Consider the following 22194-nt stretch of genomic DNA (forward strand, 5'->3'; position numbering starts at 1 on the left):
CTGGAGCGTTACGGGAGGGGCGTGAATATCAAAGCATGTTTGCATGAGGCGCTGGGGCACCCCATGCAACACGTAATTGGGACATAGCCAAAAAGAGGGGCTCCCGCGCGGGAGCCCCTCTGTCATTCTGGCGTACCGATTCAGGTGAACTGAGGCAGCCACTGACGCTGGGCGGCGTACATCTCGTCGAACATCTGCTGGATCTGCTCTAGGGTGCAGACGGTGGCGGTGACCGGGTCGAGGGCCAGCGCGTAGCGGGCGGCATCGAGATCGCCGGTCAGGGCCGCCTGCACGATCAGCTCCTGCACCGCGGTGTTGCTCTTGCACAGGCTGGCGCATTGGGTCGGCAGCCGTCCCATCGCCTGCGGTTGCAGCCCCTTGTCATCGACCCAGATTGGTACCTCGACGACGCAGTCAGCGGGCAGGTTCTCCACCAGCAGACCCTCGGGCTGGCAGTTGGCCAGGTTGCCGTTGATGCGGGTGCGCTCGCCGCTCACCATGGCGTGGATCAGTTTGGGCCCGTTGAGCATGTTGGGGGCGATGACGAAGGGTTTCTCCCCTGCCAGCTGGGCGGCGATCTCCGCCTTGCCGGCGGCGTGAACCTGCTCCTCCAGGGCCAGCAGATTCCAGCGCTGGGGCAGGAAGTGGTTGATCATCGCCTCGTTCTTGCGGAAGTAGGGGAGGTAATCGCTGCAGTGCCAGTGGTTCTCGGTACACCAGAGGCCGAAGAACTTCAGCACTTCGCAGCGCACGCCGTCCGCCTCGCGGGCTTTCGGATCATTCACCAGCGCCCGGATTTTCGGCTGCATATCTTCGCCATGGATGGCGAAGCGGGTGATCCAGGTCATGTGGTTGATCCCGGCGAACTCGTACTCCACCTCGTCGGGCACATCGTGATACATCAGGCGTTGCCAGCGCTCCGGGGTGGAGGGGTGATCCACCCAGGGGCCGACCCCCAGATAACCGGCGAGCTGGGCGACGGTGTAGCGCACCCCGTAGCAGAGACCGATGGATTGGATGCCGCTCGCCTCCTTGGCTGCCCAGGTGAGGGGCGCCAGCGGGTTGGCGTAGTTGATGAAGAGGGCGTTCGGGCAGAGCTCCTCCATATCCCGCAGGATCGCCAGCATGGGCGGAATGTGGCGCAGGGCGCGGAAGATGCCGCCCGGTCCCATGGTGTCGCCCACCTCCTGGATCACCCCGTATTTGGCCGGGATCGCCATGTCCAGCTTCCAGGGGGCGAGGCCGCCCACCTGAATGGCGCTGATGACGAAGTCCGCATGGCGAATCGCATCGCGCTGGCTGGTGGTCTGGCTCACCTGCATGGGGAGGCCGGATTGCGCCACCATCATGGTGATGAGGCGGTGACTCTGGGCCAGCACCTCGGGATTGAGATCCATCAACACCAGCTCGGTGCCCGCCATGGCGGGGTAGGAGAGCAGGGCCGAGACGATCTGGCGGGTAAACATGACGCTGCCTGCGCCAATAATGGTGATTTTGCTCATGTCAGAACCTTATTTGAAAAAACGGGAACGCCAGCGTCCCTGTTGAAGTTGCAGCAGGCTGCCGTGGATCATCAGGGCGGCGAGGATCATTACCCCGTAGACCAGCCGGGTCCAGAAGCCGTCGAGACCGGCACTGATAATGCCCGCCTCCAGCATGCCGATAATGCAGGCGCCAAACAGGCTGCCCAGCAGAGTGCCTCTGCCCCCCAGTACCGAGGTGCCGCCGATGAAGACGGAGGCAAACACCAGCAGCATGTAGCCCTGTCCCTGATTGGGCCACCAACTGCTCATCTCGACGCTGATCAGTACCCCGACCAGGGCGGCGAGCAGCCCCATCAGCATGAAGAGGCCGAGCCGCATCCGGTTGACCGGTACGCCCATCAGGCGGGCTGCCTCCGGGTTGTCACCGATGAAGTTGATGTTATCCCCCAGCTCGTGATGGGCCAGCAGCAGCCAGAGCAGCAGTGCCACCAGCAGGCTCCAGAGGGCCTGGGCGGGCAGCCACTCCCACACTCTGCCAGTCAGCAGGGTATGGAGCAGGGTATCGCGGATCTCGGGCAGGCTGAGGGCCAGTCCGTCGGCCAGTACGGTGGTGAGGCCGCCGATAAAGAACTGGGTACCGATAGTGGCGATGATGGAGGGGATCTGGAACTGCACGATCAGCAGGGCATTGAGCAGCCCGCACAGCAGCCCGCCCGCCATCGCCCCCAGCAGCGCCAGCAGCGGCGAGCCGGTGTGCTGGAACAGCCAGGCGAAGATAAATCCCCCCAGCGCGATGATTGCCGGAAAGCTCATGTCGATCTCGCGGGCGATGATCAGCAGGGTCATCCCCAGCGCCAGCAGGATGGTCAGCGGAATGGTCGAGAGCAGAGAGGTGTAGATCCGGCCATGGAAAAAGGTGACCGGACTGATGCTGGCAAACAGCCCCCACAGCAGCAGCAGGATCAGCCCGGTCAGTAAAGGCGCCCGATGGGCGAGCAGGAACTGTCTCATTGGCTGCCTCTTCTGACGGCATCCAGCAGCGCCTGTTGCAGGGCAGGGAGGGTCATGTCGGCCTTGTGGTACTGGGCGACGATGGCGCCCCTGTCCATCACCACGAAGCGGTCGGCGACCCGGTAGGCATCGGCCATGTTGTGGGTGATGAGCAGGCAGGCACGCCCCTGTGCCCGCAGCTGTTCGATAAAGCTGAGCACCTTCTCTACCTCACCGAGGGAGAGGGCGGTGGTTGGTTCATCAAGGATCACCAGCCGGGCGTCGAACAGCATGGCGCGGCCGATGGCCAGCCCCTGCCGCTCACCGCCGGAGAGCAGGCTGACCGGCGCATCGACGTTGGCGCCGATGCCGCGAAAATGGAGCACCCGCAGCAGCTCGGCGGCCCGGCGTCGCTCTTCCTGCCGGTCGATGAAGCCCCAGCGATTGCGCAGATGGCGCCCCAGAAAGAGGTTGCGCCAGACGCTCTGCTGCTCGCCGAGGGCGCCACTCTGATAGACGGTCTCGATGCCGAGCCGACGGGCGGTGGGTACATCGTAGCTATCGCCCGCCACCGTCTGCCCGGCGACGGTCAGGGTGCCGCTGCCGAACGGTTCGGCACCGGCAATCACCCGGATCAGGGTCGACTTGCCGGCGCCGTTGTCGCCAAGCAGGGCGACCACTTCACCCGCCCGCTGCTGGAAATGGATATCCCGCAGGGCCTGCACCGGGCCGAACCATTTGTTCAGCCCGTGCAGCTCGAGGGCCAGTGGCGTCATTTAGCGCAGACCTTTGGCCGCCAGCGGGGCGATGAGTGCGATGTTGTCTTTGGTGACAAAACCGGCTCCGGTGTTGATGTCCAGACCGGCGAAACCGTAACGCTCGCTCAGTACCAGCTGAACTACCGAGAGGTAACCCATCAGGTAGGGTTGGCAATCGGCCACCAGCTGCACATAACCGGACTGGATCCCGTCTGCGGTGGCGGGAGAGAGGCTGAAACCGGCGACAAACAGCTCACCGGGTTTGACGGCGGCGTTGCGCAGGAAGTTGCCCATCTGGGCGGTCAGGGCACCGTGATCCACCAGCACCATCTTCACGTCGGGGTGGGTGGCCAGATAGGAGGTGACGACCGGGGCGCCCAGGGTCGGGTCCTTGTCCACTTCCTGCGAGATCTGGATGAAGTCGACCTTCATGCCCGCCTCTTCCAGGGTCTTGATCAGGCCACGGGTGGAGTCGCTGCGCTGGGCAATATCCTTGATGCCCCACACCATGGTGCGGTCACCCTTCTTAAGGCCGCTGCGGCGCAGGGCCTCTTTGGCCAGATTGATGCCGCGGGTGGCGTTGTTGTCGCCCACGTAGCCAAAGCCGTTGCTCAATTCGTTGGCCATGGTGCCGGAGAGCTCGGTGTCCACCGAGGTCACCTTGATCCCCTTGGTGATGGCGTCGGCAATCAGCGGTTGGTAGGCGCTGTCACCGGGGTGGCCCATCACCACGATGCCGGTGGGCTTGGCGGCTACCGCCTGCTTGAAGTTCTCGATCATCTTCTGGGGTTGCCAGTCGGAGTAGACCAGTCGCAGATCCACTCCCAGATCCTCTGCCGCCTGCTTGGCGCCATTCTGTACCACGGTGACGTAGGATTCGCCGACCGGGCCGCCGAGATCAAACCAGATGGTCATATCCTTGCCGGAGGGGGCGGCGCCCGCCTGGGAGGCGAGCAGGCAGCCGGACATCAGCAGGCCGGTCAGCCAGCGTTTGGCCATGTGAGTGTGGCCAGTGTGCGTGTTGTGCATGGTATTGCTCCTTGTTGTAAATAGGGGGGCGGTGGCTCCCGTGTTGTGAAACACTGGTCATCCGTGGCGCCGGTTAAAAGCGGTGAGTGCCGCGATCAGGTATTGGACGGTTAATCGGTGTTTTCCTGCCTGTTCAGGCGGCCGGATAGTGGGAGAGCTCCTGATAGTCGCCATCCGCTTCGCAGTTTCGAAACGACTGGCCGTGTTGCTTCAGCAACGCCTTACAGCGGACTATTTCACTACGCCACAGGGTGCGGGAGGCCTCGTCATCGGCGCGGTTGGGCAACTGCATCACATGCACCGGTTTGAACTCTGCCATGTACTCGTACATCTTCTTCTTGCCGTCGCAGGTGGTTTCCCCCACCACCAGATCGGAGAAGTAGAAGTAGGGGCACTTGTCGGTCTTGCCGAACCCGTAGCTGCTCTTGATGAGCGGGCAGAGGTTGCGGGGCAGATCCTTTTCGGCCTCCTCGATGGTCTCGTCGCTGGTGGAGCAGAGCGATACCACCATGGCGCCGGCGGCTATCGCCACCTCCTGCGGCATAAAGGTACAGTAGGTGCCGACCCGAGGGATCAGTCGCTCCTTGAGTACCATCACGGCCAGACAGCCCTGACAACGGGCATCTGAAAAGTTATCGAAAATGGCTGGCAGCTCGGTGACCAGTGACATAGGCGATCCTGCCATTACGTGAAAATGAAGAGACGGTGGTGCTATCCATGACGGCCCGTCAAACTGCGGGAATTATACCTTTGGGGGGGATTGGAAAATTGCGGTGGATCACGAGGAGTCATGTAAGGCCTTAATAACAGACAGGTTATTGAGAAGGGAGTGATTTAGCGTAAGTGGTAACAGAGAGAGATAAAAACGGACACCAGGGGTGTCCGTTTGGGTGTCAGTGGCGCAGACCGGTGCCGCGCGAGATAAGCCACCAGGCCAGAGCGTAGAGGGCTGCGATGAAGCCGGTGATGATGAGGTAGGCGGTGCCGAGCGGTACGTCGGAGATACCGAGGAAGCCGTAACGGAACGCGTTCACCATGTAGATGATGGGGTTCACCTGGGAGACACCCTGCCAGAAGGGGGGCAGCAGGCTGATGGAGTAGAAAACCCCGCCCAGATAGGTGAGCGGCGTCAGCACGAAGGTGGGGATGATGCTGATGTCGTCGAAGGTTTTGGCAAACACCGCGTTGATAAGGCCCCCCAGCGAGAAGAGGATCGAGGTGAGCAGCACGGTGAAGCAGACGCTGAACAGATGGTGGATCTGCAGCGGCACGAAGAAGAGCGACACCAGGGTGACGATGAGGCCGACACAGAGGCCGCGCGCCACGCCACCGCCCACGTAGCCGGCGATGATGACGTAGTTGGGCACCGGTGCCACCAGCATCTCCTCGATATTGCGCTGGAACTTGGCGCTGAAGAAGGAGGAGGCGACGTTGGAGTAGGAGTTGGTGATCACCGACATCATGATGAGGCCGGGCACGATGAACTCCATGTAGGTGAAACCGCCCATGTCACCGATGCGCGAACCGATCAGGTTGCCGAAGATGACGAAGTAGAGGCTCATGGTGATGGCGGGCGGCACCAGCGTCTGGATCCAGATCCGGGTGAAGCGGCTCACCTCTTTGGCCAGAATGCTCTTGAAGGCGATGTAGTAAGTGGTCAGGTTCATGCTTTTCTCCCCTCTTCGACCAGGCTGACGAACAGCTCTTCCAGCCGGTTGGCCTTGTTGCGCATGCTCAGCACCTGTACCTGCTGGCTCGACAGCTGCTCGAACAGGCTGTTGAGAGACTGGCTCTTGTCGAGATCCACCTCAAGAGTGCGCTCATCCGGCATGCGGCCGTTGAACTCTGGCACCTCAGGTACGGCAGAACCTGGCGCAAGGTCGAGCAGGAAGGTCTCGCGACCCAGTTTGCCCAGCAGGTTTTTCATGCTGGTGTTCTCGATCAGACGACCCTTGTCGATGATGCCGATGTTGCGGCAGAGCATCTCCGCCTCTTCCAGATAGTGGGTGGTGAGGATGATGGTGACGCCCTGCTCGTTGAGATCCTTGAGGAAGGTCCACATGGAGCGGCGGATCTCGATATCAACCCCGGCGGTCGGTTCATCGAGGATCAGCAGCTTGGGCTCGTGCATCAGGGCGCGGGCGATCATCAGGCGGCGCTTCATGCCGCCGGAGAGGGTGCGGGCAGGCATGTCGCGCTTCTCCCACAGATCGAGCTGGCGCAGGTACTTCTCGGCGCGGATCTTCGCTTCCGCCTTGGGCACGCCGTAGAAACCGGCCTGATGGGTGACAATCTGGATCACCTTCTCGAACTGGCTGAAGTTGAACTCCTGCGGCACCAGCCCGAGCTGGGCCTTGGCCTGTTCGAGATCGCTGTCGATGTCGTAGCCAAACACCTTCACCTTGCCGGCGCTCTTGTTCACCAGCGAGCTGATGACGCCGATGGTGGTGGACTTGCCCGCGCCATTCGGGCCGAGCAGGGCGAAGAAATCCCCCTGCCTGACGGTGAGATCGATGCCTTTAAGGGCTTCTACGCCCCCCTGATAGGTCTTTTTCAGGCCGCTGATTTCCAGTGCGTTCATTGCAACCTCTGTGATGGTTGAATCCGGCTCGATACAGAAAAGGCGGCCAAGGCCGCCTGCACAGAGTAAAGGGCGCAAGGCCGCTTCACCCGTGATATTCCTGAACCTGGCTTACTCCTGGGGTACCACTTTGCCGATAAACGGCAGGTTGCGGTACTTCTGGGCGTAGTCGATGCCACAGCCGACCACGAATTCGTCCGGGATGGCGAAGCCAATCCAGTCGACCGGCACCTGCACTTCGCGGCGGGAGGGTTTGTCCAGCAGAGTGCAGATGGCAAGGGATTTCGGCTCGCGCAGGGAGAGGATCTCGCGCACCTTGTTGAGGGTGTAACCGGTGTCGATGATGTCTTCCACGATCACTACATCCTTGCCCTTGATATCGTCGTCCAGGTCTTTGAGGATGCGGACGTCACGGGTGCTGTGCATGCCGGAGCCGTAGCTGGAGGCGGTCATGAAGTCCAGGGTGATGGGCAGCTTGCACTGGCGGCAGAGGTCGGCCAGGAAGATGCAGGAACCGCGCAGCAGCGCAATCATCACGACTTCGTCAGAACCCTGATAGCGGGCGGTGATCTCTTCACCCAATTTGGCGATCCGGGCGGCGATTTCAGCCTCGGAGATCATCACCTCGACGGTGTGTTTCATCACTTACTCCCATAAGGCCAAAGGGGATTTGGCCGTTCATGAATATCAAAACCGATGATTCTACCACTCATGTTGAAGGGTGCTAGAGATACGTGGTGCTTTTATCGGCTTATTTTAATTGATAGAGTTAGCAGGCACTCAGGCATGATTAGTTAAAATACTAGAAACACCATAATCAATAACTATTAGATGATAAAAACTATGGAACCACGCGCAGAAATAAGACGTCGTACCCGGCTGTCGCCGGAAGCTCGTCGCTCCCAATTGATGGAATGTGCCATCGAGGTGTTCTCCCGTCGCGGCATTGGCCGTGCCGGTCACGCCGAGATAGCCGAGCAGGCCAAGGTCTCTGTGGCTACCGTCTTCAACTATTTCAACACCCGCGAGGAGTTGGTAGATGAGGTGCTGGCCGAGATCGAACGCTTTGTGAACCAAATGCTGTCGCAGGCATACGGTGACCAGGGCTCCATTTTCGACAAGATCCAGCGCCATGTCCGCCTCTCTGTCGATGCCGCCTACGATCAACCGGATTATGCCGGTATCTGGCTGGAGTGGAGTTCATCGGTTCGGGAAGAGGTATGGCCCCGCTATACCCGGCTGCTCGATCAGTGCCTTGAGCTGATCGCCAGCGAGCTGCAAACCGCCATGGATGCAGGGGAGATCACCAGCGTGCTGTCAGCACAGGATCTGGCCCGCTCTTTGACCGGTTTTGGCTATGTGATGATGCAGATGATCAATCAACCTCAGCGCCCGGCGCGCCAAGAGGTGACTGATTTCCTGTTCAAGTACGTGACGGCGCCAATTCAGGCTCGCTAACACGGCTTAACGAAAAAACGGCGTCACTCATTGAGTTGCGCCGTTTTTTTATGGCCGGATGTAGTGGTCACTTCACTGGTGGCCATAGCCCCAGCGGTTGGTCAGCTCATGCTCGACACCGAGATGATCGAGGATGCGGGCGACCATAAAGTCCACCAGATCGGCGATGCTTTTCGGCTCATGATAGAAACCGGGGGCGGCAGGCATGATGGTCACCCCGAGCCGCGCCAGTTTCAGCATGTTCTCCAGATGGATCGCCGAGAAGGGGCTCTCGCGGGGCACCAGGATCAGCTGGCCGCGCTCCTTGATCACTACATCCGCCGCCCGCTCCAGCAGGTTGTCGGAGGTGCCGTTGGCAATGGCCGAGACGGTGCCCATGGAGCAGGGGCAGACCACCATCTGCTTGGGTGCCGCCGAGCCGGAGGCAACCGGCGAGAACCACTCCTCCTTGCCACAAGCGACTATCTGACCCTCTTTGGCGCCATATTGGCGACAGAGATAAGCCGATAGCTCTTTCGGTGAGCTCGGCCACTCCTGCTGCTGCTCGGTCTTGAGTACCACACGAGCCGCCGAGGAGGCGAGCAGGTAGACCCGATAGTCCGCCTGCACCAGACACTGGAGCAGGCGCAGGGCGTAGGGGGCGCCGGAGGCGCCGGTCAGCGCCAGGGTGATCGCTTTGTTCATAGTTCGCCGTGGTAATCCTTGAGGCGGGCGATCAGCTTGTCATGAATGCCGCCGAAGCCACCGTTGCTCATGATCAGAATATGGTCGCCATCGCGGCTCTCGGCCACCAGCCGGTTGATCAGGGTTTCCAGATCGTTGAACACCTTGGCCGGTCGGGTCATATGGGCGGTCACCTCGCCGAGATCCCAGCCGATGTTGGGCGGCTGAAAGAAGAACACCTCGTCGGCGCCATCGAAGCAGCCAGCCAGCTCCTCCTTGTGAACACCCAGCTTCATGGTGTTGGATCGTGGCTCCAGCACAGCCAGAATGCGGGCCTCACCCACCTTGGCGCGCAGACCGCCGAGGGTGGTCTCGATGGCAGTAGGGTGGTGGGCGAAGTCGTCATAGACGCTGATGCCCGCTACCTCACCCTTGAGCTCCATCCGCCGCTTGGGGGATTTGAACTGGCAGAGGGCGGCGATGCCGTGCTCTACCATGACACCGGCGTGGCGGGCGGCAGCGATGGCCATCAGACCGTTGTTGACGTTATGCTCGCCGATGCACTCCCAGTGCACTTCGCCCTGCTTCACCCCGTCCAGCCACACCTCGAAGGCGGAGCCTTCATCGGCCAGCTTGACCGCTTTCCACTTGGCATCGTCCTGACCCACCAGCTCCACTTCGCTCCAGCAGCCCATCTTGCGCACGGCGGTGAGGTTGTCATCGGCTTGCGGGAATAGCACCCGGCCGTTGCTCGGCACGGTGCGCATCAGGTGGTGGAACTGGCGCTGGATGGCGGCGAGATCCGGGAAGATGTCCGCGTGGTCGAACTCCAGATTGTTCATCACCAGGGTGCGCGGATGGTAGTGGACGAACTTGGAGCGTTTGTCGAAGAAGGCGCAGTCATACTCGTCCGCTTCGATGACGAAGAAAGGCGCAGAGCCCAAGCGGGCGGAGACCGGGAAGTTGCCCGGCACGCCACCGATCAGGAAACCGGGTTCCAGTTTGGCATACTCCAGCACCCAGGCCAGCATGCTGGCGGTGGTGGTCTTGCCGTGGGTGCCGGCAACGGCCAGTACCCAGCGATCTTGCAGCACATGCTCCAGTAGCCACTGAGGGCCGGAGATATAGGGCAGATTGCGGTCCAGCACATATTCAACACAGGGGTTGCCGCGGCTCATGGCGTTGCCAATCACCACCAGATCCGGCGCCGGATCGAGTTGGGAGGGGTCATAGCCTTCGGTCAGTTCGATGCCCTGTTGCTCGAGCTGGGTACTCATGGGGGGATAGACATTGGCATCCGAACCGGTCACCCGGTAACCAAGCTGTTTTGCCAACACCGCCAGACCACCCATAAAGGTGCCGCAGATCCCGAGAATGTGAATATGCATACCGCTTCCTTTCGCAGTAAAGGGAAGTGCGCATTTTAGGGGGTGTTGCGGTGGTGGCACAAGCCGCACTCATGGTGAGAGGCCCACAGACCGGGGGGGCTGGGAGTAAAACTCAGTAGCCCGAACAGCAATGAAAGAGGAGTGCAAACCATTCGGTTTTATTTGAGGCTTGATTTTGTGTCGCACTTTCTTACAATTCTTCGTTTTTGTGACGCACTCGACAGTTTTACGATATCGCCCTTTTCCAAAGGAGAGTCCCCATGGGCAAGTTCCTGCTTTGCTATCTGGTCGGTGGTCTGGTGGCCATCAGTTGGGCTGCGTTGCCCGCTCATGGTCCCTGGGATCAATGGGACCTCGCGATTTTTCATACCGTTAACGGCTGGCTCGGCCAGTCGGCTCTGTGGGCCGATCTGGTGGCCATCACCAATAACCGGCTGTTCGATCTGGCGGTGTTGGCCTGTATGGGACTGATCCTGGTCCGCTGCTTCTTTGCACGGGATCTGGCAGGTCGTCGCCAGCTGGTGGCGATGGGCATTGTGATGTTGCTGAGTGCTCTGGTGATTAACCAGTTTGGTCACAGGTTGCCAGTTGAGCGACCCAGCCCGACTCTGATGGTGGCCGATGCGCTGCGGGTGACCCAGATCAGTGGTATTCCGACCAAGGACTCTTCCGGTGATAGTTTCCCCGGGGATCACGCCCTGTTCCTGATGATCTTTGCCGGTTTTGCCCTGCGCTATCTGCCGCGTTGGGCGGGAGTCACCGCATTGCTGATGGTGCCGATCTTTTCCGCGCCGCGCATTCTGGCTGGCGCCCACTGGTTTACCGATGTCTATGTCGGCGCGCTGGGGCTGGCGACCCTCTGTCTGCCCTGGTTGCTGCTGACCCCACTGGCGGATCGGCTGATAGACCGCATCGCCCCCCGATTGGCCCGTGTGCCGCTGCTGCGCAGTCAGACCCACTGATTGAACGTCGCAAAATAAAACGCCCCGACATGAAAATGTCGGGGCGTTTTGTTATCCACCCGCTAGATCATCAGCCTTGATAGCCGTTCGGGTTGTTGCTTTGCCAGCGCCAGGTATCGATCATCATCTGCTCCAGACCACGTTCTGCCTGCCAGCCCAGCTCGGCACGGGCCTTGTGCGGCTCGGCCCAGCACTCGGCGATGTCGCCGGGGCGACGGGGCTTGATCTGGTAGGGAATGGGTCGGCCGCTGGCCGCTTCAAACGCCTTGATCATCTCCAGCACCGAGTAACCCTGACCGGTGCCCAGGTTATAGGTAAAGACGCCGATATCCGATTCGATGCGCGCCAGTGCTTTCAGGTGGCCGATGGCGAGATCCACCACGTGGATGTAGTCACGCACGCCGGTGCCATCCGGGGTCGGGTAGTCGTTGCCAAATACCCCCAGCTCCTTGAGCTTGCCGACACCCACCTGGCTGATATAGGGCAGCAGGTTGTTGGGAATGCCGTTGGGATCTTCCCCGATGAGGCCGCTCTCATGGGCTCCGACCGGATTGAAGTAGCGCAGCAACACGATGGCCCAGCGGGGATCGGATTTGGCGAGATCGCGCAGGATCTCTTCGACCATCAGCTTGGAGCGGCCATAAGGGTTGGTGGCGCTGGTGGGAAAATCTTCCCGCAGCGGTACCGAGGCAGGATCGCCATAGACGGTAGCCGATGAGCTGAATACCAGCCGGAACACGCCGGCCCTGGCCATCTCTTCGCACAGCACCAAGGTGCCGGTGATGTTGTTCTGGTAGTAGGTGAGCGGGATCTGGCTCGACTCCCCGACTGCCTTGAGGCCGGCGAAATGGATCACCGACTCGATCTGGTGGGCTGCAAAGAGCTGCTGCAAGCAGGCTCTGTCCAGCACATCCCCTTCGACGAAGATGACCGGCTTGCCGGTGATCTGTTCGACCCGCTTGAGTGACTCGGGGGAGGAGTTGGAGAGGTTGTCGAGTACCACGACCTGCTGCCCGGCGTTCAAGAGTTTAACCAGGGTATGGGAGCCGATATAGCCGGCGCCCCCTGTAACCAGAATTGTCATTTTTTATCCCGTCTTCGACTGAAACTGGAGCTGAGTCTACCTGCCCGGCCCACTAGGGAAAAGCGCGAGATGCCAGGAACGAGCTTCAATAGTCGACGCTGACATCCCCGCTGGCGGTGCAGGAGCAGGCCAGTGCCACTCCACTTTCCAGATCTTGCGCGCTCAGGGTCATCACGCTCTGGCGCTCGATATCGCCTTCCGTGGTGCAGCGGCAGGCGCCGCATACCCCGGCGCGGCAGGCGGCCATCATGGCTTCGCCCGCAGCTTCCAGCGCTGCCAGCAGGGTCTGACCCGGCAGGATCTTCACCTTTTTGCCGCTCTTTTTCAGGGTCAGCCAGAAGTGGTCGCTGGCGGTCTTGATGGGCTCTGCGGGAGGAAGACCGAAGGACTCCTGATGCAGTTGCTCCGGTGGCAATCCCAGCTCTGCCAGCATGGTGCTGACCGCCGCCATATAGGGTGCCGGGCCGCAGAGATAGACATGGCGTTCGCGCAGATTTGGGGCCAGTTCGGCCAGCATGGCTGGGGTGAGTCGGCCAATCCAGGGGTGATCTGCTGGGGCATCTTCCAGAATCAGGGCATGGCGTACACCGGGATGCGCTTCGGCCAATGCAGCCAAGTCATCTGCGAAGATCACATCTGCTGGCGAGCGGGCGCTATGGATAAAGCGGATATCGGCATCCGGTCGTTTGGCGAGCTCGTCTCGCAACATGGCCCACATGGGGGTGATGCCGGAACCAGCGCTCAAGAGCAGTGGCCGTTCGCAAGGCAAGGCGGTCAGGTTGAAGTCGCCGAACGGACCATCCACCCGGATCTCGCCCCCCACTTGCAGGGTCTGGTGCAGATGGCGAGAGACCTGTCCCACATCCTTGATGGTGACCTGCCAGCAGGCATCCTGCGGGCTGGAGGAGAGGGTATAGGCGCGGCACTCCGGCTGGCCGTCTATCTCGGTATGCAGGGTGATGCACTGGCCAGCCAGCACGGGAGGGAGGCCGCCAGAAAGCGACGCCAGCTGCCAACTCACGACGTCGTGGGTGTTCTGTTGGCGGCCAATGCAGGTGAGCGTGAGAGAGGTCATCACAAGGCTCCTTATGTTTGATAAGGTTTGAAACTGTTTGAAAAACGTCTGGTGAAAAAGCCGGATCCAGAAAAAAGGCGAGCCGGGCGGCTCGCCAAACGCTTACAACATGAGGTGCCGATCAGGCCGCCAGGATCTCGGCCAAGTCAGCCTCGGCCGTGGTGGTCCCTTTCAGACCGAACTGCTCTTCCAGCACCTTGAGCAGAGCCGGGGTGAGGAAGGCGGGGGCGGTCGGGCCGGTACGAATGTCCTTCACCCCGAGGGAGAGCAGGGTGAGCAGAATGACGATGGCTTTTTGCTCGAACCAGGAGAGCACCAGCGTCAGCGGCAGATCGTTGACCCCGCACTCGAACGCGTCGGAGAGCGCCAGCGCCAGCTGGATGGCGGAGTAGGCATCGTTGCACTGACCCACGTCCAGCAGACGCGGAATGCCGCCGATGTCGCCAAAGTCGAGCTTGTTGAACTTGTATTTGCCGCAGCCCAGCGTGAGCAGCAGGCTGTCGCGCGGCGCCGCCTTGGCAAACTCGGTGAAATAGGCGCGCTCGGCCTTGTCGCCGTCACAGCCACCCACCAGGAAGAAGTGGCTGATCTCCCCGGCTTTGACCTTCTCAATCACTGCGGGCGCAGCCTGCATCAGGGCGTTGCGGGCAAAGCCGATGGTGATGAAGTGCTCGAGCTCAACGTGTTTGAAGCCTTCCAGCGCTTGCGCCTTGGCGATCACGGCGGAGAAATCATCCCCCTCCAGATGGGTTACGCCCGGCCAGCCGACGATGGAGCGGGTGAAGATGCGATCCGAGTAGTTGCCCACATTCGGGTCGATGATGCAGTTGGAGGTCATCACTACGGCGCCCGGGAAGTTGGCAAACTCCTTCTGCTGGTTTTGCCAGGCGGAGCCGTAGTTACCCACCAGATGGGGGTACTGCTTGAAGAAGGGATAGGCCAGTGCGGGCAGCATCTCGCCGTGGGTGTAGACATGAATGCCGGTCCCTTTGGTCTGCTCCAGAATGAGCTTGAGATCCATCATGTCGTGGCCGGAGACCAGAATGCACTTGCCGGGAATTGGCGTGACCCTGACCTGGGTCGGCTCCGGATGGCCGAAGGCGCTGGTTTCACCGAGATCCAGCATCTCCATGATTTTGAAGTTGAGCTGACCGATCTCCATGGCACAGCTGAACAGGCGACCCATTTCGCTCGGGTCTGTGCTTAGCCAGCTCATGATGCGGTGGAATTCGGCGGCCACCTCGTCACTCTGCTGATCCAGCACCCGGGCGTGCTCCATATAGGCGGCGGTGCCCTTGAGGCCGTAGAGGCAGAGCAGACGCAGCCCCATGATGTCTTCGTTCACTTCGTTCTTGCCCCGATTGGGGGCGGCTGGCGCGGCATGGGCAAGTTGTTCCAGCAGCTCGGCACCGGGTTCGAAGTAAGCGGACTGTGGTAAGTCGTTGACCTGCACTGCCATCCCGGCCAGCTGCTGGCGATAGGCGAGGGCCTGATTGACGTAGGCCACGATGCGATTCGAGTCGAAGTTGACGTTGGTGAGGGTAGCGAAGAAGGCCTTGGGCACGAAGGCATCGATCTCGCGATCTATGATGCCCTGCTCGCGGGCGGCCAGCGCCCAGGCGCTGAGCCCCTGCAGGGTATAGATCAGCACATCCTGCAGATCCGAGGTTTCCGCCGTCTTGCCGCACATACCTTGTGCGTAGGCACAGCCGTTGCCAGCCGGGGTACGAATTGTCTGTTCACATTGCACACAAAACATCATGCCTCTCCTAATTGGACATTTCAGTTATCTGTTTTGTTGCGATTCTATTCCTCTCGCGAAAAACTTAATAGGCATTCAATTTGCCAATTAAGATTCTCTTGATGCAGATCAAAAACAAAAAAAAGCCGCCCAAACAGGGCGGCAAGCGGGTGGATAAAAGGAGAGACAACTCAGGTTTGCAACAGAACATAACAATCAGACGGATTGGGCCGTGGTCTGGTCAGGCGCTTTCGGCCCGGTACTTACTCAAACAATCATACGTACGCTGTAGTCAGCTTGGTTCACTATCAGGCCAGATAAGCGCGCAGCATCCAGACCAGTTTTTCCTGCTGCTGCACATAGTCGGAGAGGATAGAGGCAGTGCCCTCATCACCGGCTTCGGCGGCCTGACCCAGAATACGGCGCTGGGCGACCAGCAGTTCGCGGAAGCTATCCAGCAGGGATTCGACACAGGCGCGGCCATCGTGCAGCCCTTTTTGCTCGGGGATGGCAGAGACTTTCAGGTAGTCACTGAAGCTGTGCATTGGCACGCCATCCAGGGTCAGGATCCGCTCGGCCAGTGCATCGACTTTCAGCAGCAGGTCGTTGTAAATCTCTTCAAATTTCAGGTGCAGTTCGAAGAACTGGTTGCCACGGATATTCCAGTGGAAGCCGCGCACGTTCATGTAGAGGATCTGGTAGCTGGCCAGCAATTTGTTCAACTCGGCTGCCAGGGCTTGTGATTGAGCAGTATCAAGACCAATCGGGCTTTTCATCATTCACCTCCAGATTTGGAAATCGGTTTGAAATTCTCTTTCGGAACGCAGTCAGAGTAACGCCTTGCAAAATGCAGGGACAATTGCTTGTGCCTAACTGTTTGATAGCTAACGGCTATCAAACAGTGCGCAGCAACAGGGGTAGTGGATGAGGATTAGGGGAAGTATTTTTCGAGTAGCGCCATCAAGATGGCCTGACACTCGCGGTCCGGTTTGCTATCGACCTTGCTGGCGCGAAAGTGGAGTTGAAAGGCGCCCATGACGGCGCGGCTCTGCTCATTCCACTGGCCGGTTTGGGACAGGCCGTAGCCATAGCGGGCCAGCTGCTGCTGCCACATGGCCGCATCCCAATCGGGTAAGGTGCTGGCCAGCAACTCGGCCACCCGACCTTCATCTGGCCAGGCGCCGACTCCGTACGTCAGATAGAGCTGGCGCCAGGGGAAGTGGGGGCCGGGATCCTGCTTGCGCTCGGGGGCGACATCGCTGTGGCCCAGCACCTGGGTCGGTGGAATCTGGTAGCGGGCGACCAGCTCCCGGCTGAGTGCGCCGACGGCAGCTATCTGCTGCGGGGTATAGGGTTGCCAGCGGCGGGCATCGGGGGCCAGCGGCTCATCTTCCGCTGGATAGCCGAGGTTGACGATCTCGATGCCAAGGGAACTGGCATTGAGCCCGGCATATTGGTGCCAGCGGCTGCGTCCGGCATGCCAGGCGCGCGCGTTGTCCGGCACCAGCTGATAGACGGTGAGCGGTGTTTCGTGGCTGTCGCGGGGGATCAGGTAGTGGGCGCTCACCTTGTGCTCCGGCTCGGTCAGCAGGCGCAGGGAGTTGGCATCGTCTTCGTCAGTGTAGTGGAGGATCAGAAAGGCGATCCGCTCGTTCTGGTTGGCGCTCTGATAGCGGGTCGAGAGCCGGTACTCGGACGGGGTACAACCACCCAGCAGCAGAACTAGTGGCAGAAAGAAGAGGGGAAGAAGACAGCGCCAGCGCCATCCCCCTGCCACAGCCAGTCTGCTGAGCGTGGGAGGAGTGAGTCGCTGGCACATGTCGAAGGCCCTGCCCGGTCAGTCGCGCTGCTGGTTAGCCGCGGTACTTGGCAGTGAGGCCGATCAGGAAGTTGCGCAGGATCTGATCCCCGCAATCCTGATAGTGCTTGTGATCCTTGGAGCGGAACAGGGCGCTGAGCTCGGACTTGGAGAGGTTGAAGTCAGCGAGCTTGAGCGTGCCGAGCATATCCTCTTCCTTGAAGTTGAGACCGATGCGCAGCTTGCGCAGGATCATGTTGTTGTTGATCCGGTTCGGGATCACCTGGGGCGGTGCATCTTCGCGCACGCCGCGGCGGGCGATGATGAAACCGTCGAGGAACTGGCTCAGAGCCGAGTCGGGACAGGCGACATAGCCTGCCTCTTGCTCTTCACCTTCCGCCGCCTCTTTCATCAACCAGCTGTGCAGCTGGGCGTGAGTGACCGTCAGGTTGCCCTTGGCAAACATCTCGACCATCTGGTCGTTGCTGATGGTGAGGGCGTAGCGCAGACGGCGCAGAATATCGTTGTTGGTCATGCTGACTCCTGTGTAAACGGCGCAACTTTACCATCTGGCAGCCCTCGCGTCAGAAAAAGCGGGGCCGCTACAGTTCAGGTCAAACTCATCAAGCCTTGCCGAGATAGCGGGGCGCCTCCTGGCGCACCAGTTCCAGCGCATCTTGCAGCTCCAGCAGCTCGGGTTCCAGCTCGCTCACCGGCACGCCGTCACGCAGCTGTTGCTCCAGCTGGGAGAGCAGCCGTTGCAGCCCCGGCACGCCGGAATAGGCACAGCCGCCGTTGAGGCGATGGAGCTGGGCCAGCACCTCGCTATCTTCAATTTCGCCAGCCAGCGCGCTATCCAGCACCGGCTCGACCTCGTCGAAACTGGCCAGCAGCATGGTCAGCATCTCTCTGGCGAGATGCTCTTTCCCCGCCGCCTGCCGCACCGCCAGTGCCCAGTCGATCTGTTGGGCACCATTATTCTGGTGACGGCGATGGGCAAAGTCGGTGATGAGCTGGGCCAGCATGCTCTCGTCGATGGGCTTGGCCAGATAGTCGTCCATCCCCTGCCGGATCAGCCGCTCTCGCTCTCCGGGGATGGCGTGGGCGGTTACCGCCACGATCGGGGTGGTGGTATTGAGGGACTGGTTGCGGATCGCCTGGGTGGCACTGATGCCATCCATGATCGGCATCTGGATATCCATGAAGATGATGTCGAACGGCTGGCTCTGGGCCTGCTTGACCGCCTCCTTGCCGTTTTTGCACACCACCACCTGACTCACCATCTCCCTGAGCATGGCGGCGATCAGCTTGAGGTTGGCGGCGTTGTCATCCACCGCCAGCACCTTGATGGGCTGCAACTGGCGCGGCGCAGGCTGGGCGGGCAGCTTCTGGCGGCTCGATTCCGGCGAGAGCAGGGCGTGCAGCAGCTTGCGGTGGTTGACCGGTTTGGAGAGGCAGTGCTGGGCGCCATGGGCCAGCATCGCCTCATAGAGCGCCGGCTCGTGGCTGCTGAGCAGCACTATGGTGTTCTGCTGCTGGTCGCTCAGGCTGTCGAGACGGCCGATCACCTGCTGCGGCGTATGCAGGGGGCTGCTGCCGATGATCACCATCTCCTGCTCGCTCATCTCGGGCCAGGGATCATCGCTGGTCAGTGGGTGCACATCGAGGTGCCACTCCGCCAGCAGGGCGAGCAGAGAGGCTTGCGCGAAGGGGTCCGGCTCCAGCAGCCAGAGCCGTTTGTTGCGGATGCGATCCAGCGGCAGCTGATCGGTCTGGGGCAGGGGAGAGACCTCCAGATCCAGGCTGAAAGAGAAGACTGAGCCCTTGTCCAGCTCAGACTCGAAGCGGATCTGGCCACCCATCTGCTGCACCAGCTTCTGGGTGATGACCAGACCCAGTCCGGTGCCGCCATAACGGCGCGAGATGGAGGAGTCGGCCTGATTGAAAGCCTGGAACAGCTGGTGTTGCTGCTCTTGGGAGATGCCGATGCCGGTATCGCGGATCAGCACGTTGAGCCTCACCTTGCGGTTGCCGTTGCCAATCTGTTCGATATGCACATCCACGTTGCCCTGCTCGGTGAATTTGATGGCGTTACCGGTGAGGTTGGTCAGCACCTGTTGCAGGCGCATGGGGTCGCCGGTGAGGGTATCGGGGACATCCGCATCCACCCGCAGTGAGAGCTCCAGCTGCTTGTCGTGGGCGCTGGGGCCGAGCAGGTGCATGGTCTCGTTGAGGGTGTCGCGCAGGCTGAACGGGATATGCTCCAGCTGCAGCTTGCCAGCTTCCAGCTTCGAGAAGTCGAGGATGTCGTTGATGATGCCAAGCAGATTGCGCGCCGACTTCTCGATGGTCTGCATGTAGTCGGTCTGGCTCGGCGTGAGGCTGGTCTTGAGCAGCTGGCGGGTAAAACCGATGACCCCGTTGAGCGGGGTGCGCAGCTCGTGAGACATGTTGGCGAGGAACTCCGATTTGACCCTTGCCGCCTCCTGCGCCCGCTTCTTGGCCATGTCGAGCTCGACGTTCTGGATCTCGATCTGCTCCAGTGTCTCGCGCAAATCTGAGGTGGCCTGATCGATGTTCTGCTGCATCTCCTCGTGATATTCGGAGAGCGCCTTGGCCATGGCGTTGATGCCGTTTTTCAGCATATCCAGCTCGCCGGTCAGCTCGCCGCTGACCCGGGTATCGAGCCGCCCCTCCCTGATCTTGTGCACCGCCTGCACCATGTTGGTGATGGGCTGGGTCACGCTCTTGACCAAGCGGAAGCCAAACAGGGTACTGAAGGCCACCCCGATGAGCACCATGATCACCGCAAAGAAGGTGTCGCGGTATTGCAGCAGCATGGCCCTGTCGGTCGCCATCTGCATCGAGATGTAGCCGATCATCGGCGGCTCTACATCGCTGGGCAGCGGGAAGCCATCCAGACTGGTTTCAGCCTGGATCGGGGTGCGCAAAATGATGTCGTCCCCCTGAAACGTCACGCTGGTCAGATCCGGAATAGGCTCGCCATCGGGCAGTCTGAGTCGGGTGAAATCCCGGTGATAGTTCGAGGTGACGAACAGCTGGTTGTCTTGGGTGAAGACAGCGATGGACTTGATAAAGGGGGAGTTCTTGCGATGGGTCAGGCCAATCAGCCGCTTGAGGGATTCGCGACTGTGCTGTGTCATCCCGTATTCACTGGCGATCGCCAGCGGTTCGATAATGTTGATCCCCTGATCAATAAGGTTGTTTTCCAGCTGCTGGTAGCGGTGGAAGGTGAAGTAACCGGCCATCAGGCCGCCGATGATCAGGGTCGGCAGGATGGTGAAGGCGAGAACGCGTGCTCTCAGGCCATATTTGGTCATACGAACAGGCCACCAGTGAACAGGGTTGGCGATAGGGTTGATGGCAATGCACGGGCTCTGTGGCCGTATTTGGTCATACTATTATTCTTGTGGGACAATACCCGGCAGCAGATTCCACAATCATGACATAGCCACCTATAGGCACCAAGTTTTATGGCCCAGTTTTTCAAGCCCCAAAAGAAGTCCACCCAGCTCCAACGCATTGAATTTACGATAGACACCCTCGATCACCACTGCGTCGGTATCGGTCGCCATCAGGGCAAGGCGATCTTCGTCGAAGGGGCTCTGCCCGGCGAGACCGTCAAGGCGCGCATCACCGAAGAGAAAAAACAATATGGTCACGCCGCCTTGCAACAGGTGGTGACCCCGGCGGCCAATCGTATCGCTCCCTTCTGCGGCCACTATCGCGAGTGCGGCGGTTGCAGTGCCCAGCACATGTCGGTTGCCGATCAGCAAGCCGCCAAGGCGGCGGGACTGGTCAGCTTGTTCGAGCGGTTGGGCAACATCAAGGCGCCTGCACTGGAGCCGGTACTGACCGGTGAAGATCGTGCCTATCGCCGGGTCTGTCGTCTGGCCATCAAATTTGACAAGAACGGTCGCTGCACCCGGGTCGGTTTCCGCCGTCGCAACAGCAACGATCTGGTGGAGATCGACAGTTGCCCTGTGCTGGCCGAGCCGCTCTCTGCGCTGATTGCCCCGCTGCGTGAGTGCCTCAATCGTCTCAAGAGCCAGCGCGAGCTGGGCCATGCGGAGCTTATCCAGGCCGAGCAGGGGATCATGATGCTACTGCGCCACACTGGCCGTCCCAATGAGGCGGATCGCGCCCTGCTGGTGGAGTTTGCAAAAGCGCAGGGGATCGACCTCTATCTGCAGGCTGCCGATGATCGCATCGAAGCGCTGCAGCAACAATTTTCCCCATCCTACTCGCTGGATGGCCTGTCTCTTGCATTTGCCCCCGGTGATTTCATTCAGGTCAACGGCCCCATCAACCAGAGCATGGTTGAGCAGGCGCTGACATGGCTCGGGGCGAGCAAGGATGACAAGGTGCTCGATCTCTTCTGCGGTATCGGCAACTTCACCCTGCCGCTGGCCCGTCAGGCTCGCGAAGTGGTGGGTGTGGAAGGTGAACTGGCCATGGTGCAGCGGGCCGAAGAGAACGCCCGTCGCAACGGCATCACCAATGCCCGTTTCTACAAGGCCGACCTGAGCGATGACATAGTCGGCATGTCCTGGGCGCGGGAAGGGTTTGATCTGGTGCTGCTGGATCCGGCTCGCCCCGGCGCGCTGGAAGTGATGGGACACGTCGTGAAACTTTCACCCAAGCGGGTGGTCTACGTCTCCTGTAACCCGGTCACCCTGGCGCGTGACAGTCAGGTACTGGTGAAAGGGGGTTATCGTCTGGTGCGCCTCGGCATGCTCGACATGTTCCCTCACACCGGCCATCTGGAGTCCATGGCGCTGTTTGAACGGGAGTAAATGACTCATCAGCTCGGCGATGCCGGATAGGTCATCCGGCATGTTTGTTACTGTTTGAGCAGGTGTGTATATGAAGTAATCCTGCTCATCGGTACGGCGATGCGGATATGTAATCTGGCATGTCTGCGGCTGTTTGAGCTGGTGTGTATATGAAGTAATCCTGCTCATCAGTACGGCGATGCAAGTATGTAATCTGGCGTATCTGCGGCTGTTTGAGCTGATGTGATTGGGGTAATCTAGACCCTCGTCGTTCGGCAGGGCCTGTTGGCGCGCTCTATTGTCTTTCTGGACAATATGCCTTGAAAAGTGCGCTGGATATCCCCATTTGAGGCAATCTCATGAGGGGAGAAGGTGACAGCTTTCGGC

19 protein-coding genes and 1 pseudogene are annotated in these 22194 nt (G+C 60.3%); 3 read left to right on the forward strand and 17 right to left on the reverse strand.

Features of this window, described 5'->3' with window-relative positions:
- Positions 1-140 precede the first annotated feature (140 nt).
- From melA to hpt, 8 genes and pseudogenes are all read right to left on the reverse strand, one after another.
- Positions 141-1502, reverse strand: coding sequence for an alpha-galactosidase (melA, locus tag ACW5W8_RS09725; RefSeq protein WP_498627590.1), 1362 nt, complete (start codon positions 1500-1502; stop codon positions 141-143).
- A 9-nt stretch (positions 1503-1511) separates the two neighbouring features.
- Positions 1512-2495: an ABC transporter permease gene (locus ACW5W8_RS09730; protein WP_498627592.1), complete on the reverse strand. Its 984-nt coding sequence runs from the start codon at positions 2493-2495 to the stop codon at positions 1512-1514.
- A complete protein-coding gene (locus tag ACW5W8_RS09735) occupies positions 2492-3250 on the reverse strand; it encodes an ATP-binding cassette domain-containing protein (RefSeq protein ID WP_498627594.1) in 759 nt (252 codons plus the stop codon). Before ACW5W8_RS09735 ends, ACW5W8_RS09730 begins: the two co-directional genes overlap by 4 nt.
- The gene (locus tag ACW5W8_RS09740; RefSeq protein ID WP_498627595.1) at positions 3251-4261 is read right to left on the reverse strand and encodes a sugar ABC transporter substrate-binding protein; all 1011 of its coding nucleotides are present in this window, start codon (positions 4259-4261) and stop codon (positions 3251-3253) included.
- A gap of 205 nt (positions 4262-4466) precedes the next feature.
- Positions 4467-4931 (reverse strand): annotated as a pseudogene (locus ACW5W8_RS09745) (2-hydroxyacyl-CoA dehydratase); the annotation flags it as partial.
- Between the two features lie 223 nt (positions 4932-5154).
- Entirely contained in the window at positions 5155-5928 is a 774-nt protein-coding gene (locus tag ACW5W8_RS09750; protein ID WP_498627596.1) for an ABC transporter permease, read from the reverse strand.
- A complete protein-coding gene (locus ACW5W8_RS09755) occupies positions 5925-6842 on the reverse strand; it encodes an ABC transporter ATP-binding protein (RefSeq protein ID WP_279498719.1) in 918 nt (305 codons plus the stop codon). The genes ACW5W8_RS09750 and ACW5W8_RS09755 overlap by 4 nt, the downstream gene beginning before the upstream one ends.
- Positions 6843-6953: 111 nt before the next feature.
- Positions 6954-7484, reverse strand: coding sequence for a hypoxanthine phosphoribosyltransferase (gene hpt, locus ACW5W8_RS09760; protein WP_498627597.1), 531 nt, complete (start codon positions 7482-7484; stop codon positions 6954-6956).
- A 201-nt stretch (positions 7485-7685) separates the two neighbouring features.
- Here hpt and ACW5W8_RS09765 point away from each other — a divergent pair, with 201 nt between their 5' ends.
- Entirely contained in the window at positions 7686-8300 is a 615-nt protein-coding gene (locus ACW5W8_RS09765) for a TetR/AcrR family transcriptional regulator (RefSeq protein WP_005362858.1), read from the forward strand.
- Positions 8301-8372: 72 nt separating this feature from the next.
- Here ACW5W8_RS09765 and ACW5W8_RS09770 read toward each other — a convergent pair whose 3' ends face one another.
- Together ACW5W8_RS09770 and mpl are read right to left on the reverse strand one after the other, a co-directional pair.
- Positions 8373-8984 (reverse strand): flavin prenyltransferase UbiX, encoded by a 612-nt coding sequence (locus ACW5W8_RS09770; protein WP_498627599.1) that lies wholly within the window; start codon positions 8982-8984, stop codon positions 8373-8375.
- Complete coding sequence (gene mpl, locus ACW5W8_RS09775) at positions 8981-10351, reverse strand: UDP-N-acetylmuramate:L-alanyl-gamma-D-glutamyl-meso-diaminopimelate ligase (protein WP_498627600.1); 1371 nt, start codon at positions 10349-10351, stop codon at positions 8981-8983. Before mpl ends, ACW5W8_RS09770 begins: the two co-directional genes overlap by 4 nt.
- Positions 10352-10611: 260 nt before the next feature.
- Between mpl and ACW5W8_RS09780 the strand changes: the two genes are divergently transcribed.
- On the forward strand, positions 10612-11313 hold the full coding sequence (locus tag ACW5W8_RS09780) for a phosphatase PAP2 family protein (RefSeq protein ID WP_498627601.1): 702 nt from the start codon (positions 10612-10614) through the stop codon (positions 11311-11313).
- 70 nt (positions 11314-11383) lie between these two features.
- On the opposite strand, the gene galE is transcribed toward ACW5W8_RS09780, so the two are convergent.
- The 7 genes from galE to barA form a co-directional block, all read right to left on the reverse strand.
- Positions 11384-12397 carry a UDP-glucose 4-epimerase GalE gene (galE, locus tag ACW5W8_RS09785; protein WP_498627602.1) on the reverse strand — a complete coding sequence of 338 codons (1014 nt, stop codon included), beginning with the start codon at positions 12395-12397 and terminating at the stop codon, positions 11384-11386.
- Between the two features lie 85 nt (positions 12398-12482).
- Positions 12483-13472 (reverse strand): FAD-binding oxidoreductase, encoded by a 990-nt coding sequence (locus ACW5W8_RS09790; RefSeq protein WP_498627603.1) that lies wholly within the window; start codon positions 13470-13472, stop codon positions 12483-12485.
- A gap of 121 nt (positions 13473-13593) precedes the next feature.
- Positions 13594-15231 (reverse strand): hydroxylamine reductase, encoded by a 1638-nt coding sequence (gene hcp, locus ACW5W8_RS09795; RefSeq protein ID WP_498627672.1) that lies wholly within the window; start codon positions 15229-15231, stop codon positions 13594-13596.
- 290 nt (positions 15232-15521) lie between these two features.
- On the reverse strand, positions 15522-15989 hold the full coding sequence (locus tag ACW5W8_RS09800; protein ID WP_005362843.1) for a Dps family protein: 468 nt from the start codon (positions 15987-15989) through the stop codon (positions 15522-15524).
- 155 nt (positions 15990-16144) lie between these two features.
- Positions 16145-17032, reverse strand: a complete 888-nt coding sequence (locus tag ACW5W8_RS09805; RefSeq protein WP_498627604.1) for an N-acetylmuramoyl-L-alanine amidase — start codon at positions 17030-17032, stop codon at positions 16145-16147.
- A 34-nt stretch (positions 17033-17066) separates the two neighbouring features.
- Positions 17067-17546, reverse strand: a complete 480-nt coding sequence (locus ACW5W8_RS09810; protein WP_005343323.1) for a YehS family protein — start codon at positions 17544-17546, stop codon at positions 17067-17069.
- 88 nt (positions 17547-17634) lie between these two features.
- Entirely contained in the window at positions 17635-20352 is a 2718-nt protein-coding gene (gene barA, locus ACW5W8_RS09815; RefSeq protein WP_498627605.1) for a two-component sensor histidine kinase BarA, read from the reverse strand.
- Positions 20353-20505: 153 nt separating this feature from the next.
- On the opposite strand from barA, the gene rlmD reads away from it, so the two are divergent.
- Complete coding sequence (rlmD, locus tag ACW5W8_RS09820) at positions 20506-21828, forward strand: 23S rRNA (uracil(1939)-C(5))-methyltransferase RlmD (RefSeq protein ID WP_005335590.1); 1323 nt, start codon at positions 20506-20508, stop codon at positions 21826-21828.
- The last annotated feature ends 366 nt before the right edge of the window (positions 21829-22194 follow it).

This window comes from Aeromonas aquatilis (genome assembly GCF_054052405.1).

What these genes read in the sequence shown, in the direction of transcription:
- melA (WP_498627590.1), bottom strand. Translation starts at nt 1,502, where the DNA reads ATGAGCAAAATCACCATTATTGGCGCAGGCAGCGTCATGTTTACCCGC.
- ACW5W8_RS09730 (WP_498627592.1), bottom strand. Translation starts at nt 2,495, where the DNA reads ATGAGACAGTTCCTGCTCGCCCATCGGGCGCCTTTACTGACCGGGCTG.
- ACW5W8_RS09735 (WP_498627594.1), bottom strand. Translation starts at nt 3,250, where the DNA reads ATGACGCCACTGGCCCTCGAGCTGCACGGGCTGAACAAATGGTTCGGC.
- ACW5W8_RS09740 (WP_498627595.1), bottom strand. Translation starts at nt 4,261, where the DNA reads ATGCACAACACGCACACTGGCCACACTCACATGGCCAAACGCTGGCTG.
- ACW5W8_RS09750 (WP_498627596.1), bottom strand. Translation starts at nt 5,928, where the DNA reads ATGAACCTGACCACTTACTACATCGCCTTCAAGAGCATTCTGGCCAAA.
- ACW5W8_RS09755 (WP_279498719.1), bottom strand. Translation starts at nt 6,842, where the DNA reads ATGAACGCACTGGAAATCAGCGGCCTGAAAAAGACCTATCAGGGGGGC.
- hpt (WP_498627597.1), bottom strand. Translation starts at nt 7,484, where the DNA reads ATGAAACACACCGTCGAGGTGATGATCTCCGAGGCTGAAATCGCCGCC.
- ACW5W8_RS09765 (WP_005362858.1), top strand. Translation starts at nt 7,686, where the DNA reads ATGGAACCACGCGCAGAAATAAGACGTCGTACCCGGCTGTCGCCGGAA.
- ACW5W8_RS09770 (WP_498627599.1), bottom strand. Translation starts at nt 8,984, where the DNA reads ATGAACAAAGCGATCACCCTGGCGCTGACCGGCGCCTCCGGCGCCCCC.
- mpl (WP_498627600.1), bottom strand. Translation starts at nt 10,351, where the DNA reads ATGCATATTCACATTCTCGGGATCTGCGGCACCTTTATGGGTGGTCTG.
- ACW5W8_RS09780 (WP_498627601.1), top strand. Translation starts at nt 10,612, where the DNA reads ATGGGCAAGTTCCTGCTTTGCTATCTGGTCGGTGGTCTGGTGGCCATC.
- galE (WP_498627602.1), bottom strand. Translation starts at nt 12,397, where the DNA reads ATGACAATTCTGGTTACAGGGGGCGCCGGCTATATCGGCTCCCATACC.
- ACW5W8_RS09790 (WP_498627603.1), bottom strand. Translation starts at nt 13,472, where the DNA reads ATGACCTCTCTCACGCTCACCTGCATTGGCCGCCAACAGAACACCCAC.
- hcp (WP_498627672.1), bottom strand. Translation starts at nt 15,231, where the DNA reads ATGTTTTGTGTGCAATGTGAACAGACAATTCGTACCCCGGCTGGCAAC.
- ACW5W8_RS09800 (WP_005362843.1), bottom strand. Translation starts at nt 15,989, where the DNA reads ATGAAAAGCCCGATTGGTCTTGATACTGCTCAATCACAAGCCCTGGCA.
- ACW5W8_RS09805 (WP_498627604.1), bottom strand. Translation starts at nt 17,032, where the DNA reads ATGTGCCAGCGACTCACTCCTCCCACGCTCAGCAGACTGGCTGTGGCA.
- ACW5W8_RS09810 (WP_005343323.1), bottom strand. Translation starts at nt 17,546, where the DNA reads ATGACCAACAACGATATTCTGCGCCGTCTGCGCTACGCCCTCACCATC.
- barA (WP_498627605.1), bottom strand. Translation starts at nt 20,352, where the DNA reads ATGACCAAATATGGCCTGAGAGCACGCGTTCTCGCCTTCACCATCCTG.
- rlmD (WP_005335590.1), top strand. Translation starts at nt 20,506, where the DNA reads ATGGCCCAGTTTTTCAAGCCCCAAAAGAAGTCCACCCAGCTCCAACGC.